Origin of the sequence: Sulfitobacter sp. TBRI5 (assembly GCF_051013555.1) — a bacterium.
Taxonomy (GTDB): Bacteria; Pseudomonadota; Alphaproteobacteria; order Rhodobacterales; family Rhodobacteraceae; genus JL08.
In genome coordinates this window covers 2,516,650-2,533,082 of the sequence record NZ_CP112884.1, presented here as the reverse complement: position 1 = coordinate 2,533,082, position 16,433 = coordinate 2,516,650, and the positions used below count along the sequence as shown (strand labels likewise).

13 protein-coding genes and 1 tRNA gene are annotated in these 16,433 nt (G+C 60.4%); 8 read left to right on the top strand and 6 right to left on the bottom strand.

Annotated elements, in window-relative coordinates; translation table 11 throughout:
- Nucleotide 1: 1 nt before the first annotated feature.
- Nucleotides 2-910 (bottom strand): 3-keto-5-aminohexanoate cleavage protein, encoded by a 909-nt coding sequence (locus OLX72_RS12730; RefSeq protein ID WP_114870921.1) that lies wholly within the window; start codon nt 908-910, stop codon nt 2-4.
- A gap of 80 nt (nt 911-990) precedes the next feature.
- On the opposite strand from OLX72_RS12730, the gene OLX72_RS12725 reads away from it, so the two are divergent.
- Entirely contained in the window at nt 991-1,953 is a 963-nt protein-coding gene (locus tag OLX72_RS12725) for a GlxA family transcriptional regulator (RefSeq protein WP_114870922.1), read from the top strand.
- Between the two features lie 40 nt (nt 1,954-1,993).
- Here the strand turns inward: OLX72_RS12725 and OLX72_RS12720 are convergent, their stop codons facing one another.
- Complete coding sequence (locus OLX72_RS12720) at nt 1,994-3,037, bottom strand: aldo/keto reductase (RefSeq protein ID WP_114872346.1); 1,044 nt, start codon at nt 3,035-3,037, stop codon at nt 1,994-1,996.
- Between the two features lie 111 nt (nt 3,038-3,148).
- Between OLX72_RS12720 and OLX72_RS12715 the strand changes: the two genes are divergently transcribed.
- The 4 genes from OLX72_RS12715 (at nt 3,149) to metG (ending at nt 7,520) form a co-directional block, all read left to right on the top strand.
- Complete coding sequence (locus tag OLX72_RS12715; protein ID WP_114870923.1) at nt 3,149-3,766, top strand: ImuA family protein; 618 nt, start codon at nt 3,149-3,151, stop codon at nt 3,764-3,766.
- A 49-nt stretch (nt 3,767-3,815) separates the two neighbouring features.
- Nucleotides 3,816-4,418: a YceI family protein gene (locus OLX72_RS12710; RefSeq protein ID WP_114870924.1), complete on the top strand. Its 603-nt coding sequence runs from the start codon at nt 3,816-3,818 to the stop codon at nt 4,416-4,418.
- A gap of 82 nt (nt 4,419-4,500) precedes the next feature.
- Complete coding sequence (locus tag OLX72_RS12705; RefSeq protein ID WP_114870925.1) at nt 4,501-5,742, top strand: MFS transporter; 1,242 nt, start codon at nt 4,501-4,503, stop codon at nt 5,740-5,742.
- A 59-nt stretch (nt 5,743-5,801) separates the two neighbouring features.
- Nucleotides 5,802-7,520 (top strand): methionine--tRNA ligase, encoded by a 1,719-nt coding sequence (gene metG / locus OLX72_RS12700; protein WP_433988810.1) that lies wholly within the window; start codon nt 5,802-5,804, stop codon nt 7,518-7,520.
- On the opposite strand, the gene OLX72_RS12695 is transcribed toward metG, so the two are convergent.
- Complete coding sequence (locus OLX72_RS12695) at nt 7,517-9,127, bottom strand: sulfatase-like hydrolase/transferase (RefSeq protein WP_433990464.1); 1,611 nt, start codon at nt 9,125-9,127, stop codon at nt 7,517-7,519. The two genes, metG and OLX72_RS12695, sit on opposite strands and share 4 nt — an antisense overlap.
- Nucleotides 9,128-9,275: 148 nt before the next feature.
- On the opposite strand from OLX72_RS12695, the gene OLX72_RS12690 reads away from it, so the two are divergent.
- Nucleotides 9,276-10,775 (top strand): NAD(P)-binding protein, encoded by a 1,500-nt coding sequence (locus OLX72_RS12690; protein WP_433988809.1) that lies wholly within the window; start codon nt 9,276-9,278, stop codon nt 10,773-10,775.
- Nucleotides 10,776-10,824: 49 nt separating this feature from the next.
- On the opposite strand, the gene OLX72_RS12685 is transcribed toward OLX72_RS12690, so the two are convergent.
- The 3 genes from OLX72_RS12685 to OLX72_RS12675 form a co-directional block, all read right to left on the bottom strand.
- A tRNA-Leu gene (locus OLX72_RS12685) sits at nt 10,825-10,910 on the bottom strand.
- A 58-nt stretch (nt 10,911-10,968) separates the two neighbouring features.
- Entirely contained in the window at nt 10,969-11,523 is a 555-nt protein-coding gene (locus OLX72_RS12680) for a tetratricopeptide repeat protein (RefSeq protein ID WP_433988808.1), read from the bottom strand.
- Between the two features lie 65 nt (nt 11,524-11,588).
- On the bottom strand, nt 11,589-12,065 hold the full coding sequence (locus OLX72_RS12675; protein WP_114872348.1) for an Lrp/AsnC family transcriptional regulator: 477 nt from the start codon (nt 12,063-12,065) through the stop codon (nt 11,589-11,591).
- A gap of 135 nt (nt 12,066-12,200) precedes the next feature.
- Between OLX72_RS12675 and putA the strand changes: the two genes are divergently transcribed.
- Nucleotides 12,201-15,593, top strand: a complete 3,393-nt coding sequence (gene putA / locus OLX72_RS12670; protein ID WP_433990463.1) for a bifunctional proline dehydrogenase/L-glutamate gamma-semialdehyde dehydrogenase PutA — start codon at nt 12,201-12,203, stop codon at nt 15,591-15,593.
- Between the two features lie 96 nt (nt 15,594-15,689).
- Nucleotides 15,690-16,433 (top strand): rhomboid family intramembrane serine protease, encoded by a 744-nt coding sequence (locus OLX72_RS12665; protein WP_114870930.1) that lies wholly within the window; start codon nt 15,690-15,692, stop codon nt 16,431-16,433.

Below are 16,433 nucleotides of genomic sequence, written 5' to 3'. Positions count from 1 at the left end.
GTCACTTGGGGGCCCGTTTCACCAGCCCCAGCTTTTCACGCACTTCCGCCGGGCCGATCACCCGCGCCCCCATGTTTTCGATGATGGTTCCGGCGCGTTCCACCAGTTGCCAGTTTTCCGCCAGCACACCTTTTTCCAGCCACAGATTGTCTTCCAGCCCGACACGCACATTGCCGCCCGCCAGAATCGCCGCGGCGACATATGCCATCTGGTTGCGCCCCAGACCAAAGGCCGAAAACGTCCAGGTGTCGGGCACATTGTTCACCATCGCCATGAACGTGTTCAGATCATCCGGCGCGCCCCACGGCACCCCCATGCACAACTGCACCAGCACATCCGGTTCAAGAACCCCATCGGCGACAAGCTGTTTGGCGTACCACAAATGACCGGTGTCAAAGGCTTCAACCTCGGGCTTGACGCCCATTTCGGTCATCATCCGCCCCATCGCCGTCAACATTCCCGGCGTGTTGGTCATCACATAATCGGCTTCGGCAAAGTTCATCGTGCCGCAATCCAGCGTGCAGATCTCGGGCAGGCATTCCGCGATATGGGCCACGCGCTCGGTTGCGCCGATCATATCGGTTCCGGCGACGGCTGGCAGCGGCTTTTCCACACCGCCAAACACGATATCCCCGCCCATTCCGGCCGTCAGGTTCAACACCACGTCCACCTCGGCATCCCGAATGCGGTCCGTGACCTCGCGGTAATAGTCAAGGCTGCGGCTGGGTTTGCCGGTTTCAGGGTCACGGACATGACAATGCACCACGGCAGCACCGGCCTTGGCCGCTGCAATCGCACTTTCGGCGATCTGCTGGGGGGATCGGGGCACATGCGGGCTGCGGTCTTGCGTGCCACCCGAACCGGTGACGGCACAAGTGATAAAGACTTCTTTGTTCATGGTCAGTGGCATGGGGCGCTCCTTTTTTCGAATCTGCGCAAATCTTGACGTGACTTGCGCAAGTCAACTTTGCATTATACGAATCCCACTTGATGAATTCCGCACAAAATATCTTTCTTCCCAATCCCGAACCGCTGCGCATTACGGTTCTGGTTCTGGATGACAGCAACACATTGTCTTTTGCCGCCGCCGTCGATCCGATGCGCGCCGCCAACCGGCAGGCGCGCAAGCGGCTGTTCAACTGGACATATGCCACCGCCGCAGGCAATCCGGCCCTGTTGACCAGCGGCCTGCAAGTGCCCGGCGACCCCATAGCACAGGCCACGCCGCCCGATCTGTTGCTGATCATCGCCGGGTTCAATCTGGCCAGTCACGATACACCCAATCTGCGCGCCAGCTTGCGCCGGCTGGCCCGTGCGGGCTGCACCCTTGCCGGCATTGATGGCGGTCCCTGGCTTCTGGCAGGGGCCGGTGTGCTTGACGGGCACCGCGCCACCACCCATTGGGAAGACCACGATACATTTGCCGCACGCTTTTCCCAGATCAATGTCGAACGCAGCCGTTATTGCGTCGATGGCGCCCGCCTGACCAGTGGCGGTGCCGCCCCCACCATTGATCTGATGCTGTCCCTGATCGCGGGCCGCTTTGGCACCGCGCTGGCCGAAAAGGTCACGACATCGTTCATTTACGATCCCGTCGGGGATGCCAGCCGCCCGCAAAGCCGCCGCATCTCGGCCCGCCACAACATCCTGACGGCCCGCGCCAATGCCCTGATGGAAGACAATCTGGATAGCCCGCTGCCGATCCCGCAGATCGCGCGCCGTCTGGGCGTCAGCACACGGTCGCTTGAACTTCAGTTCCGGGCGCGGCTGGGAACGACCCCCAAATCCTATTTCCTGTCCCTGCGTCTGGCCGAAGCCTACCGCCGTGTCACCGCCACATCAGAGCCGTTGAACGATATCGCGCTGGCATGCGGCTTTGCCTCGCAATCCAGCTTTTCACGCGCCTTCAAGTCAAGCTACGGCCAAAGCGCACGCCGCCTGCGTTCGGCGTAACCCCCCACTTCTTTTCGCCATAAATACGGAAATCCCGCCGTCAATACGGCATCGGACACTGGCGTTGGGCCGCATCGATCTCTGCCAGCACCTCATCGTCCAGCGTCACATCCGCGGCCCCCAGCGCCAGATCCAGTTGATCCATCGTCGTTGCACCAAAAATCACCGATGCCATGAACGGGCGTGTGGCGCACCAGGCCAACGCCATCTGCACCGGGTCCAGCCCGTGTTTCTGCGCGATGCCAAGATACAGATCCACCGCCGCGAAGGCGCGGTCTGTCTTGCGTCCACCCAGATCACCGTTCAGCGACATGCGCGATCCCTGCGGCACTGCGCCGTTCTGGTATTTCCCGCTCAGCAATCCGGCCGCCAAAGGCGAAAACGCTAGCAGGCCGACATCCTCGTTGACGCTCAGTTCCGCCAGATCGGTGTCATACATCCGGCACAGCAGCGAATACTCATTCTGGATCGAGGCAACGCGCGGCAGGCCCTTGTCCTCGGACAGGCGCAGCCATTGGGCCGTGCCCCAGGCGCTTTCGTTGGACAGACCAAAGGCGCGGATCGTGCCCTTGTCGACCTCGCGCTGCAGCGCGCCCAGCGCATCCTCCATATGGGCCAGCGTCTCGGCCTTGTTCTGGCCGGACGGATCATAGGTCCAGTTCTTGCGAAACATGTAGGATCCGCGATTGGGCCAGTGAAACTGGTAAAGATCGATGTAATCCGTTTTCAGCCGCTTCAGAGATCCCGCGATTGTGTCGGGAATTGTCTTGGATGAAATCGGCGCACCATCGCGGACATATCCCAACCCCTCGCCCGAATGTTTGGTCGCGAGGATCACCTGATCGCGCCGCCCCGATTGTTCGACCCATTGTCCGATGATGTCCTCGGTGCGGCCAACGGTTTCCTTGCTGACAGGGTTCACAGGGTACATTTCCGCCGTGTCGATGAAATTCACCCCCCGTTCCAGCGCGCGGTCGATCTGGGCGTGACCTTCGCCAACCGTGTTCTGCGTGCCCCAGGTCATTGATCCCAGACACAGTTCCGACACGGCAAGACCGGTGCGGCCCAACGGCTTCATCTTCATGGCAAACCTTTCTGAATTTTCTGCCGCGCACCCTAGCAGCCCGATCCGCAGGGGCAAGGCGCACACCGTTTTTAGATTGAGAACAAACAAAGAACATATTAATGTGATCCCATGAATCAAACCCTGCTTTCGCGCGCCCCGGACACGGCACCGCCGTCGCTGACCCTGCTGGGGCAGTTGTCCTTGCGCCTTGCCCGTCTGCACGAGGTCTGCGGCGCAGCCCGCCACAGCTTTGCACTATGGTGCGCGGCGCAGACCAGCGGGCCGGTTTTGTGGATCGCCCCCGATTGGGGCACCAACGGGCTGCACGGGGCGGGCATCCACCCTTTTGTAAATCCCGGGCGTCTGATCTTTGTGCACCCGCGGCGCGCCGAAGACACCCTTTGGACCATGGAAGAAGCGTTGCGCAGCGGTGCTGCCCCGCTGGTTGTCGGGGATGTGCCCGCCCCGCCGGGTCTGACCGCAGTGCGGCGCATGCATCTGGCGGCACAAGCCGGTGCACAGGCCGGAATGGGTGCACCTCTGGGTCTGCTGCTGACACCGGGGGATGGCGGCGCACCCGGTGTCGAAAGCCGCTGGCACATGGCCCCGCGCCACAGCGCGACCCAAACGCTCTGGCATCTGGAACGGCGCCGCGCCCGCACCGCAGCACCGCAAAGCTGGCAGATCACAGCGTCCGGCGGGGGCACACAGGGTGCAGCGCCCGGGCTTGGCATCAAAGTGCTGTGATCACTGCAGAATAAAGGTCCAATTCCCGCAGAACATCGTAACGTACGGTATGAAACAATTTCTTTCGGTCCGCATCCTGCTGCACGCCATCCTGATCATGGTGCTTGGCACGGCCACATCCAGCGCAGCCCCGACACGCTATGCGCTGGACCAGACAGTTTCCCAGGTGGGGTTTATCTATGTGCTGAACGGTGCCGAGCAAAAAGGCACAATGCCCGTCAGTCAGGCCGATCTGGTCATTGATCCCGAAAACCTGCGTGACGCCAAAGTTGACGTTCAGGTCAGCGTGGAAAAGGCACGTACCGGGCTGATCTTTGCCACGGACGCGCTCAAGGCGCCATCGGTTCTGGATGCCGGACAATTCCCAACCATCCGCTTTGTCGCAACGGCCATCCATCTGGGGGCCGATGGCCGCCTGTCCAATGGCGCGCGCATCGATGGCGACATCACCATGCGCGGCGTCACCCGCCCGGCCAGCTTTCAGGCCAGCCTGTTTCGCATGCAGGGCAGCGCGCCCGACGATCTGAGCACTCTGACCATCCGTCTGACAGGGGCGGTGCGGCGATCGGATTTCGGGGCAAGCGGATACGCGGACCTTGTCGGCGACGTGGTACAGCTTGACATAGTTGCCCGCATTCAGGCGCAGCGTTAAAGATTGGCTGAACCCCGAAAAACGACCCAATACCGTCGATTAAGAACAAGCGCGGGCAACAAAAGAATGGTGCTAACGGCTTATGCGCATGCTCATTTCCTTCGCCGCTCTGTTCCTGTCGGTCATTCTATTGCAGCTTTCGACAGGTGGCGTTGGCCCGCTTGATGCGCTTTCGGGCCTGGAACTGGGGTTTTCAACCGAAGAAATCGGGTTGCTCGGCTCGGCGCATTTCTTCGGGTTCTTTATAGGCTGCTGGTGGGCGCCGCGGGTTCTAGGCACAGTCGGCCACAGCCGCGCCTTTGCCGCGTTTACCGCGATCGGCGCCATCGGCCTGCTGGCGCACATGCTGGTGGTGAACCCCTATGCCTGGGTCGTCATGCGCATCATGTCGGGCTTTTGCGTGGCCGGATGTTACACCGTCGTCGAAGCATGGTTACAGGCCAAAGTGACCAATGAAACGCGCGGACGCGCGATGGGGATCTACCGTGTGGTCGACACCACCGGATCACTGGGCGCGCAACTGATTATCGGGGTGCTCGCTCCGGCCAGTTACGTGTCATACAACCTGCTGGCCATTATCTGTTGCGCCGCCCTGATCCCGCTGACGCTGACCACCAACCAACAGCCCGAAACCCCCCGCGCGGCACGGCTGCGCCCGATGCTGGCCATACATCTGTCTCCGCTGGCGGCGGCGGCGGTGGTTGTGTCGGCGCTGTCCAGCGCGTCCTTCCGCATGGTTGGCCCGGTTTACGGACAGGGGGTCGGGCTTAGCGTGGGGCAAATCGCCTGGTTCCTGGCGGCCTTTGTTCTGGGCGGCGCGCTGGCGCAAATTCCGGTCGGATGGCTGGCCGACAAATATGATCGGCGCTGGGTGCTGATCTGGCTGTCCGTCGCCGCCATGATCAGTTGCGCCGTGACCGTGGCCAGCAGCGGCTATGGCACCACCGCGATCATGCTGTCGGCCGGACTGTTCGGGCTGACCACATTTCCGATCTATTCGGTGGCCGCTGCACACGCACATGATTTCGCGGACAATTCCGAACGGGTCGAACTTTCGGCCGCGCTGATGTTTTTCTTTGCCCTTGGTGCCATTGCCGCGCCTTTGTTCGCATCGGTCCTGATCGAGGCCTTTGGCCCCGGTGCCCTGTTCACGATGGTTTCAATCGGGCATCTGGTTCTGGTCGTTTTCGGCTTTTTCCGGATGCGGCAGCGCGCCTCTCCGGTGGATCGCACCGCGTTCGTTGCGACCCCGCGCACATCCTTCACCATCGGGCGGCTGTTCGGGCGCAGCCGCAAACCGCTTGATACATCGCAAACGGACTGACTGGTCATGACAATCCCCTTGGGCTAAAGCTGCGCAAGTTTCGAACCAAAGGCACTTGCATGACCCGTCACCTGATCACCTCCGCGATTCCCTACATCAACGGGATCAAACATCTGGGCAACCTGATCGGCTCTCAGTTGCCAGCTGATCTTTATGCCCGCTACCAGCGCGGACGCGGCAACGAAGTCCTGTTTTTGTGCGCCACCGACGAACACGGCACCCCTGCCGAACTGGCTGCGGCCAAGGCGGGTAAACCGGTGGCGGATTATTGCGCCGAAATGCACGCCGTGCAGGCCGAAATCGCGCGCGGCTTCCGCCTCAGCTTTGATCATTTCGGGCGCTCTTCCAGCCCGCAGAACCATGCCCTGACCCAGCATTTCGCCGGCAAACTTGCCGACAATGGTCTGATCCGCGAAGTGTCGGAGAAACAGGTCTATTCCATCACCGACGGGCGGTTCCTGCCTGATCGCTATATCGAAGGTACCTGCCCCAACTGCGGCTACGACAAGGCGCGCGGCGACCAGTGTGAAAACTGTACCAAACAACTGGACCCGACCGATCTGATCGATCCGCGCAGCGCCATTTCCGGTTCGACCGATCTTGAAGTGCGCGAAACCAAACATCTTTATCTTTGCCAGTCCGCGCTCAAGGACGACCTGGACAAATGGATCGACAGCAAAACCGACTGGCCCGTGCTGACAACCTCGATCGCCAAAAAATGGCTGCATGACGGCGACGGTTTGCAGGATCGCGGCATCACCCGCGATCTGGATTGGGGCATTCCCGTCAAACGCGGCGATCAGGACTGGCCCGGCATGGAGGGCAAGGTATTCTATGTCTGGTTCGATGCGCCCATCGAATACATCGCCTGCGCGGGCGAATGGGCCGAGGCCAACGGAAAATCCGATGCCGACTGGCAACGCTGGTGGCGCACCGACAAAGGTGCCGCGGATGTGCGCTATACCCAGTTCATGGGCAAGGACAACGTGCCGTTTCATACGCTCAGCTTTCCGGCCACGATCCTTGGCTCTGGCGAACCATGGAAACTGGTCGATCATCTGAAGTCGTTCAACTACCTCAACTATGATGGCGGCCAGTTCAGCACCTCGCAGGGGCGCGGCATCTTCATGGATCAGGCACTGGACATCCTGCCAGCCGATTACTGGCGCTGGTGGTTGCTGTCGCACGCCCCGGAATCGTCCGACAGCGAATTCACATGGGAAAATTTCCAGGTGTCGGTGAACAAGGATCTGGCCGATGTGCTGGGCAATTTCGTAAGCCGCATCACAAAGTTCTGCCGCTCCAAATTTGGCGAAGCCGTGCCGCAGGGTGGCAGCTATGGCCCTGCCGAAACAACTCTGATTGCCGATCTGACAACCCGCATCCGCGCTTACGAAACCTTTATGGAAGCGATGGAAGTGCGCAAATCGGCGCAGGAATTGCGCGCGATCTGGTCACTGGGCAACGAATACCTGCAAGCTGCAGCACCGTGGAGCACATTCAAAACCGATCCCGAACAGGCCGCCGCGCAAACGCGCCTCGCGCTTTGCCTGATCCCGATTTACGCGGCTCTCAGCGCCCCGTTCATCCCTGATGCCAGCGCGTCGATCCTGGCGTCGATGAAGCTGGACAATTTTGATTGGCCTGAAGATGTCGATGCCGCGTTGGCCGCCCTGCAAGCGGGTCACGCGTTCGACGTGCCCGAGGTTCTGTTCGCCAAGATCAGCGATGAAGATCGCGAAGACTGGCAACAACGCTTTGCAGGCATCCGCACCTAGTCGGGGATTTTGCCCTGATAGACAGCTGCCACATCCGGCGCGACATCTTCCGGCGAAAACGCCCCCAGCAGAATGCCCACCTCGTCGCCGGTGCCGGTGCCCGCTTCGATCTGTGCATCGCTGATCGTCACCCGCTGGGACGGGCGGCGCGCCCAGTTTGCAAGATGCGCGTACATCTGCGCGATCACATCGCGATGTGCATCGCTTGCCCCCAGATCGACAAATTCCTGCGGATCCTCTTTGCGGTCAAACAGCATCGGGCGAAAGCCGCCTTCGGCATGGATCAGTTTCCACCGCTTGTCCGCCACCATGAACAGACGCGCATTGCGGATCGAAACTCCCAACGCGGCCCGCATCGGGGATTTGGAATAATCATATTCGCTGATCACATGTTCGCGCCATTGCGTGACAGTTTCACCGTTCAGAAACGGGCGCAATGATCGGCCTTCGACGATATGGCGCGGCACCTGTGCCCCCGCGACATCAATGAACGTTGCCGCCAGATCAATCGATTCCACCAGTGCATCACAGGTCGTTCCGCGCGTTGCGTCCGCCGCAGGCGATGGATCGCAAATAATCAGCGGTACCCGCACGGACGGATCGTGAAACAGATCCTTTTCCCCCATCCAGTGATCGCCCAGATAATCGCCATGATCCGTTGTCAGAACGATCACGGTATCCTTGTCCTGCCCGGTCGCCTTCAGATGGGCCAGTAACACGCCCAACTGGTCATCACATTGCGTAATCAGCCCCATATAGGCGGGAATCACCACATCGCGCACCTCGTCGCGGGAAAAGCTTTGGCCCACACGGCTGTCCATGAACGCGCCATAAACCGGATGCGGATTATCCTTTTCCCGCGCATCGCGCAGCGCGGGCACCACATCCTGCGGCGTGTACATATCGTGATAGGGCGCCGGCACGATGTAAGGCCAGTGCGGCTTGATAAAGGAAACATGCGCGCACCACGGCCCCTGCGCCTGATCCAGAAACGCCATCGCGCGCCGCGTCAGCCAGGGCGTTTCACTGTCCTGTTCCCTGATGTTGGCCGGTCTGGCGGCGTTCTGCATAAACCAGCCACTGGCCAGATCGTCCCCGTTCGCACCGGCATTGGCAAAATCGGCCCACGGATTATCGCCTGCATATCCCTGGTGTTTCAGATATTCGTTATAGGGGCTGCGTTTGTCATCATAGGGGCCGTGCGGGCCGCTGGCCCATAACCCGTCATCGCGCTCCCACACGTCAAACCCGCATTCGGCCTGCCGCGCGCCGATCACACTGTCCGGCGTCAGCCCCAGACGCGCCATGCCAGCAGCATCGGCCTTCATATGGGTCTTGCCGATCAGCCAGCAGCCCAGACCGGCACTGCGCAGGTGATCGCCCAATGTCATTTCCCCCACACGCAAAGGAAACCCGTTATAGGCCGCCCCGTGCGAATGCACATAGCGCCCCGTATAGGTCGACATGCGCGATGCTCCGCAAACCGGCGATTGCACATATGCGTTGGAAAACCGCACCCCGCGCGCAGCCAGCGTATCCATATGCGGCGTCCTGATCGTGGGATGGCCGGCACATCCCAGATAGTCATGGCGCAGCTGGTCGTACATGATGAAAAGGATGTTCTTTTGCAAACTGCACGCTCCCTGCCGGCATTTGCGCCCGCAAAGGAAGGACCACGCCGCGCCGAATAAAAAGTTTAGGGTCTGCAAACAAGACAATCAATGCTACCGTGATCGGGCTTTTGGGGGAATGCACATGCTTGATCAGAAGGCCACCCAACCCGCGACAGGACAGGACGCGCCTGTCACGACATATGATCTTGTCGTGATCGGCGCAGGCATTGCGGGGCTGAATGCGCTGTTTGCCGCGACCGCCTATTTGCCAAAAAACGCGCGTGTTCTGCTGCTTGACCAGAAACAGGGTGCCGGCGGAATGTGGAACACGGCTTACGATTATGTGCGCCTGCACCAGCCTCACCCGATGTTCACCGTGGGTGATATCAAATGGAACTGGCAAAAACCGCGCGATTACCTTGCGGGGCGCGATGAAGTACAACGCCATCTGGCGGGTGCCCTTGGCCCCGTTGCGGACGCGGTCAATCTGGAAACCGGCTTTGAACAGACGGTGATTGCCTGTGATGAGGTCACAACTGACAATGGTTATCGTGCGCGCATTACCTTTCACCCCAACGACACGCCCGCGCAAACGACAACGGTTCATGCGATGCTGGCAATACACGCGTCCGTCCTGAATTACCGGATGGCCGAACCTTTGGATTTGTCCGCCAGTTCCGTCATCTCGATCGTGCCCCAGGACCTGCGTGATATTCTTGCCGCCCACCCCGGCGCGGCGGTCTATGTTGTCGGCGGGGGCAAGACCGGCATGGACACTGTATTGGCGGCGCTGGCTGATGATCCCAAGCGCAAAGTATCGCTGATCAACGGGCGCGGCACGAATTTCCTGAACCGCACACGATACATTCCGACAGGCCTGAAACGCTGGACATCGGGCCAGCTGGTCTCGCGCCTGTTTCGCGACATGGCACTGAACTTTGATGGCGACAACGAAGAAGAACTCATCTCGTATTTCCGCCGCACCTATTCAACCGATCCCGATACTGCAAACGGGGTTTTTCTGTATGGCCTGCAATCGGAAGACGAACAGATCCGGATCGCTGCGGGGCTGAGTGAGACGTATCCCGGCTATCTGGTTGACGTGACCGACGGCCCTGACGGACCTGTGATGGAATTGCAAAGCGGTGAACGCCTGCCGGTCGAACCCGATAGCATCTTTGTCAATTGCACCGGCAGCTTTTTCAGGACTGCCGACATGGAAACCAACGCCCGCTGTCTTTCCCCCGGCAGCACTGTTCTGAACATCAGCGCTCGCGACGGGTTTCATTTCCTGACCAGCGTCGCCGGTTTTTTCCTGACACATCTGCTTTATCGCAAAGACCTGAAAGGCAAGGGATTTTATACGCTGGATCACGAGGCGCTGTTCCGTATGGATCGAAACGCCTGGGTCGGCGCCTCGGCTGCGCAGGCCTATATGAATCAGGTGATTGCCGTGAATACCCTTCCGATGATGCTGCTTGATCGTTGCGGCCTCGATCTTGATCGCTGGTACCCGTTTCCACGCCGTATGGCCGGGCTGATCCGGATGAAATCCAGCGCGGACACCGACATAGCGCATTGTCGCAAAGTCCTTGATCGCGTGGCAGACCGCTTCAACATTCGTTGCGCGCCGCTGGACTAGCGGCTGGAAACGCACCTGTCTGCCTGAACAGTATCGGGAGTCCGTCCGCTGGTACCCACGGCCGGACTCGAACCGGCACGGCCTTTCGGCCCAGAGATTTTAAGTCTCTTGTGTCTACCATTCCACCACGTGGGCCAGCGCGCGGACAATAGCGGCTAAAGACGCGGTGTAAAGCGGTGCAAGGACTGCAAAATCAGATATCGTCGCCGGGCGGTTCCAGCGGGCCACCGGGGGCCAGCAGCGCACGTTCGGACAACCACGGGTTCAGTTCCAGTGCGGCGCGCAAATCGGTGCGCGCCTCCTCCAGACGGCCCAGCTGCATCAGGCTTAGCGCGCGCCCTGCCCGCGCGGCCACGTGATCGGGGCGCAATTCCAACGTGCGGTCCAGATCGACCAGCGCCTTTTCATAGGCACCGCTCAGGAAATAGGCGAACGCACGTTGGTTATAGCCTTCGGCGTAATCGGGGCAGTACTCGATCAGGGTTTCAAAATCGGCGATGGCCCCCAGAAAATCATAGCCCGATCGCTTGGACATGCCGCGGTCCAGAATGGCCTGCGCCTGCTGATCCGGCGCATCCGCCCAGATTTCCCACATTTCACGGCTGATATCGCTTCCGGCCATTTCCGTTTCGGCGGCATTGGCCTGCGCCACCAGTTCCGCCATACGCTCGGACGTATCGGGAACCGGCGGACAGGCCAGAGCCAGTACCGGCGAAAACAGCAGGGCGGACGTCAGCAGTATCTTCATGACGTCAGAATTGGCGCAGCGTGGCCTTGCGTCAACCCCGCGGGCTTCACAAAGCCGCGCGGCGGTCACGCAATTTCGCCCATTCCGTTTTCCTTCACGGCCTGCATCGCCACATAGGTCGATGTCCCCGCCACATGCGGCAAGGTGGATATCTTTTCACCCAGAACCGCACGGTAATCTGCCATGGACCGTGTGCGCACCTTCAGCAGATAATCGAAATTTCCCGCGATCATGTGGGCCTGCTCCACCTCGGGCAGCTTTGCCACTGCCGCGTTGAACGCCGACAGCGCCGCCTCACGTGTATCGCTCAGGCGCACTTCGACAAAGGCAACGTGATCCAGCCCCAGCCGGATCGGATCGACCAGCGCCCGGTACCCGATGATAATACCCGCGTCTTCCAGCCGGCGCAGCCGCGCCTGCGTCGGTGATTTCGACAACCCGATTCGTGTTGCCAGATCGGTGATCGACATGCGTCCGTCGCCCGATAAGACCTGTACAATCGCCCGGTCAAACCGGTCCAGATCAACCAAGTCCAATTGCATTGCAAAGCCCCCCATTTTCGGGACAAAATATGCCCCCATGCCCTATCTTAAGCCAATCTGCCCTCGAACCCTGCGATATACTAGCGCAAACTTCTGGAGACTGAAATGAACCGCGCGCCCGAACACTCCCGCCGTATGGCGTTGGACACCCTGACATACACCGCACAAGGCCCCGTGCTTGACGCGCTGATCAAGACCGCAGCGCTGAGCCAAGGCGACCGCAGTGAAATCTGCACGCAGGCCGCCGGACTGGTGCGCAGCATCCGCAGCCATTCCGCCCCCGGTTTGATGGAGGTTTTTCTGGCCGAATACGGGCTGAGCACCGAAGAAGGTGTGGCGCTGATGTGTCTGGCCGAAGCGTTGTTACGCGTTCCGGATGCCGATACGATCGATGCCCTGATCGAAGACAAGATCGCCCCGTCGGACTGGGGCAAGCATCTGGGTCATTCCACATCGTCGCTGGTCAACGCATCCACATGGGCGCTGATGCTGACGGGTCGTGTGCTTCAGGATGAAAAACCCGGCCCTGTCGGACACTTACGCGCCGCTGTCAAACGTCTGGGCGAACCGGTAATCCGCACCGCAGTCGGGCGCGCGATGAAGGAAATGGGCCGTCAGTTCGTGCTGGGTGAAAGCATCACATCGGCCATGGAACGCGCCGCCAAAATGGAAGCCAAAGGCTATACCTACAGCTATGACATGCTGGGCGAAGCCGCGCGTACCGAACGCGATGCCAAACGCTATCACCTGAGTTACAGCCGCGCAATTTCCGCCATTGCCACGGCCTGTACCCACACCGACATCCGTAGCAATCCGGGCATTTCGGTCAAACTGTCCGCCCTGCATCCGCGCTATGAAATAGCACAGGAAACGCGCGTTATAGCCGAACTGGTGCCGCGCCTGCGTTCCCTTGCGCTGCTGGCAAAATCGGCGGGCATGGGCCTTAACATCGATGCAGAGGAGGCCGACCGCCTGTCCCTGTCGCTGGACGTGATCGAAGCGGTGCTGAGTGATTCCGCCCTGTCGGGGTGGGACGGATTCGGCATCGTGGTGCAGGCCTATGGCCCACGCGCCGGTGCCGTGATCGACAGTCTTTATGATATGGCCACCCGCACCAATCGCAAGATCATGGTCCGTCTGGTCAAAGGCGCGTATTGGGATACCGAAATCAAACGCGCCCAGGTCGAAGGCGTCGACGGGTTTCCGGTTTTCACGCAAAAAGCGGCCACAGATGTGTCCTATATCGCCAATGCCCGCAAATTGCTGGGCATGACAGACCGGATTTATCCGCAATTCGCCACCCATAATGCCCATACCGTTGCCGCGATCCTGCACATGGCCGATGACAAGGAAACGTTTGAATTCCAGCGGTTACATGGCATGGGTGAAGCATTGCATGATATTGTTCTGTCAACCTACGAAACGCGCTGCCGCATTTACGCACCCGTTGGCGCACACAGCGATTTGCTGGCCTATCTCGTGCGCCGCCTGCTGGAAAACGGTGCAAACAGTTCTTTCGTCAACCAGATCGTCGACGAAAACGTTCCCCCCGAAGTGGTCGCCGCAGACCCCTTTGACCAGTTGGGGGCGCAAAACTATCCGGTGCCCACCGGCCCCGATCTTTATCAACCCGAACGCCCGAATTCCAAGGGCTTTGATCTGACCCACACACCGACACTGGCGGCCATCGAATCCGCCCGCGCGCCGTTCAAAACGCAGACATGGAAGGCGGCACCACTATTGGCAGCAGACGCGCAGCCGCAAAAACCGCGTGATATCCTGAACCCGTCAGATCATGGCGACAGCCCCGGCACAGTGGCCGCCGCCAGCACGAAAGACATCGAAACGGCCCTGTCATCGGCACAGCCCTGGGCAGCGGACCCGGCAGAACGCGGCGCAATCCTTGCCCGCGCCGCCGATCTTTACGAAGAAAACTTTGGCGCGCTGTTTGCCCTGCTGGCGCGCGAGGCGGGCAAGTCCCTGCCCGATTGCGTGGCCGAACTGCGCGAAGCAGTGGATTTCCTGCGCTATTACGGCGCCAATGCCCCCACCACTCCCGCGGCGGGTCTTTTCACCTGCATTTCGCCGTGGAACTTTCCGCTGGCGATTTTTTCTGGCCAGATCGGCGCGGCACTGGCGGCAGGCAATGCGGTGCTGGCCAAACCGGCGGAACAAACCCCGTTGATCGCGCATTTTGCGGTTTCACTGATGCACGATGCGGGCGTACCGCGCAGCGCGCTGCAACTTCTGCCCGGTGCGGGCGATGTGGGCGCCGCGCTTACCTCTGATCCGCGGATCAACGGCGTTGCGTTTACCGGATCAACCGCCACAGCCCTGCGTATCCGCGCTGCCATGGCTGAAAATCTGGCCCCCGGCACGCCGCTTATCGCGGAAACCGGCGGGTTGAACGCTATGATCGTCGACAGCACCGCCCTGCCCGAACAGGCCGTAACCGCCGTGATCGAAAGCGCGTTTCAATCCGCAGGCCAGCGCTGTTCCGCCCTGCGCTGCCTTTATGTTCAGGAAGACATTGCCGAAAGCTTTCTGGAAATGCTGACCGGCGCGATGGATGAACTTACGCTGGACAATCCGTGGGATCTGAGCACGGACAGCGGCCCCGTGATCGATGCCGCCGCGCAGGCTGGCATTCTTGAACATATCGCCAAAGCCCGCGCAGACGGGCGCGTGATCAAGGAAATGGCCACGCCGGACGCCGGAACCTTCGTTGCCCCTACGCTGATCCGGGTCAGCGGTATCTCTGATCTGGAACGTGAAATATTCGGTCCGGTGCTGCATCTGGCGACCTTCAGGTCCGGTGATCTGGACCGGATCATCAACGATATCAACGCCACCGGATACGGCCTGACCTTTGGCCTGCAAACCCGCATCGACGACCGTGTGCAGCACGTGTCTGACCGTATCCATGCAGGCAACGTCTATATCAACCGCAACCAGATCGGCGCCATTGTGGGCAGCCAGCCCTTTGGCGGCGAGGGTCTGTCCGGCACCGGCCCCAAAGCGGGCGGGCCAAACTATCTGCCACGCTTTGGCGCACCGGATGTGCAAAACGGCGATGGCGCGTGGACGACGGATATGGATATCGGAGCGTTAACCATTCCGACCCCAACAAACCGCGCAATTGAAACACTGACCTTGCCGGGGCCGACGGGCGAATCAAACCGCCTTAGCACGTCGGCGCGCGCGCCTTTGCTGTGCATGGGGCCAGGCGATGCGGTCGCGGAAAAACAGGCGGCTGCAATCAACGCCCTGGGCGGTATCGCCGTCAAGGCCACCGGGCGGCTTGCACCACAGGCATTGACGTTTCTCTACGGCATTTCCGGCGTTTTGTGGTGGGGCGATGACACAACGGCGCGCGCCATTGAACAGGCGTTGGCGAAACGCGACGGGCCAATCATCCCGCTGATCACCGGCCTGCCCGATCTGGCACGCGTGCGCGCTGAACGGCATGTGTGCGTCGACACCACAGCCGCCGGTGGCAATACCGCCCTGCTGGGGGGCGCCGCCTAGACGCGCGCAACGTGATCCCGGTGATCGTCGGGATCACGTTTCCCTGCGCCAGAACAAAGGCTTGACCGCCGCGCAGTTTATGACCAGCGTGCGCGCATGTTTCCGATCCGCGATCATAATCCATCGGGGCGCGTGCCCTTTGTGACCTATGCCCTGATGGTGCTGAACATCGGCATTTTTCTAAGCTATGCGGGCCTGCTGAACGATGCGCGCGCGATCAACGCGTTCTACATCAACTGGGCGATGATCCCGGGCCTTGTCGCGCAAGGTGAAAATACCATGACGCTGTTCAGTTCGATGTTCCTGCACGGCAGCTGGATGCACCTTGCCGGTAATATGCTGTTCTTATGGATTTTCGGCGACAACATGGAAGACGAAATGGGCCATATCCCGTTCTTCATATTCTACGTTGTCTGCGGCTTGGGTGCGGGCGCTGTTCATATACTGTCGGGCACAGACTCCACAGTGCCTGTGGTGGGGGCCTCGGGCGCGATTGCGGGTGTCATGGGCGGCTACCTTTTGATGTTCCCCAAGGCGCGCGTTGATATCCTGCTGATCATCGTGATCTTTTTCCGCATCATCCCGATCCCGGCATGGATCATGCTGGCACTGTGGTTCGTGATGCAGTTCGTTGGCGCGATCCTGTCCGATCCCGATGTCGGCGGCGTTGCACACTGGGCGCATGCGGGCGGTTTCATCGTCGGGATTGTTCTGACACTGCCACTGTGGCTTTGGCGCGGCGGCAGATCGTTCTGGTACGAAACCGACGGCCACCCACCCCATCCCGAGGCAAAATACAAGCTTAGCCCCAGCCGCATTCCCAAGGTGCGGCGCAGGTAG

Bases quoted from the DNA above. Each gene is read 5' to 3' on its own strand.
- OLX72_RS12730 (WP_114870921.1), bottom strand. From the start codon at position 910: ATGCCACTGACCATGAACAAAGAAGTCTTTATCACTTGTGCCGTCACC.
- OLX72_RS12720 (WP_114872346.1), bottom strand. From the start codon at position 3,037: ATGAAGATGAAGCCGTTGGGCCGCACCGGTCTTGCCGTGTCGGAACTG.
- OLX72_RS12715 (WP_114870923.1), top strand. From the start codon at position 3,149: ATGAATCAAACCCTGCTTTCGCGCGCCCCGGACACGGCACCGCCGTCG.
- OLX72_RS12680 (WP_433988808.1), bottom strand. From the start codon at position 11,523: ATGAAGATACTGCTGACGTCCGCCCTGCTGTTTTCGCCGGTACTGGCT.
- putA (WP_433990463.1), top strand. From the start codon at position 12,201: ATGGCGTTGGACACCCTGACATACACCGCACAAGGCCCCGTGCTTGAC.
- OLX72_RS12675 (WP_114872348.1), bottom strand. From the start codon at position 12,065: ATGCAATTGGACTTGGTTGATCTGGACCGGTTTGACCGGGCGATTGTA.
- OLX72_RS12695 (WP_433990464.1), bottom strand. From the start codon at position 9,127: ATGTACGACCAGCTGCGCCATGACTATCTGGGATGTGCCGGCCATCCC.
- OLX72_RS12665 (WP_114870930.1), top strand. From the start codon at position 15,690: ATGTTTCCGATCCGCGATCATAATCCATCGGGGCGCGTGCCCTTTGTG.
- OLX72_RS12725 (WP_114870922.1), top strand. From the start codon at position 991: ATGAATTCCGCACAAAATATCTTTCTTCCCAATCCCGAACCGCTGCGC.
- metG (WP_433988810.1), top strand. From the start codon at position 5,802: ATGACCCGTCACCTGATCACCTCCGCGATTCCCTACATCAACGGGATC.
- OLX72_RS12690 (WP_433988809.1), top strand. From the start codon at position 9,276: ATGCTTGATCAGAAGGCCACCCAACCCGCGACAGGACAGGACGCGCCT.
- OLX72_RS12710 (WP_114870924.1), top strand. From the start codon at position 3,816: ATGAAACAATTTCTTTCGGTCCGCATCCTGCTGCACGCCATCCTGATC.
- OLX72_RS12705 (WP_114870925.1), top strand. From the start codon at position 4,501: ATGCGCATGCTCATTTCCTTCGCCGCTCTGTTCCTGTCGGTCATTCTA.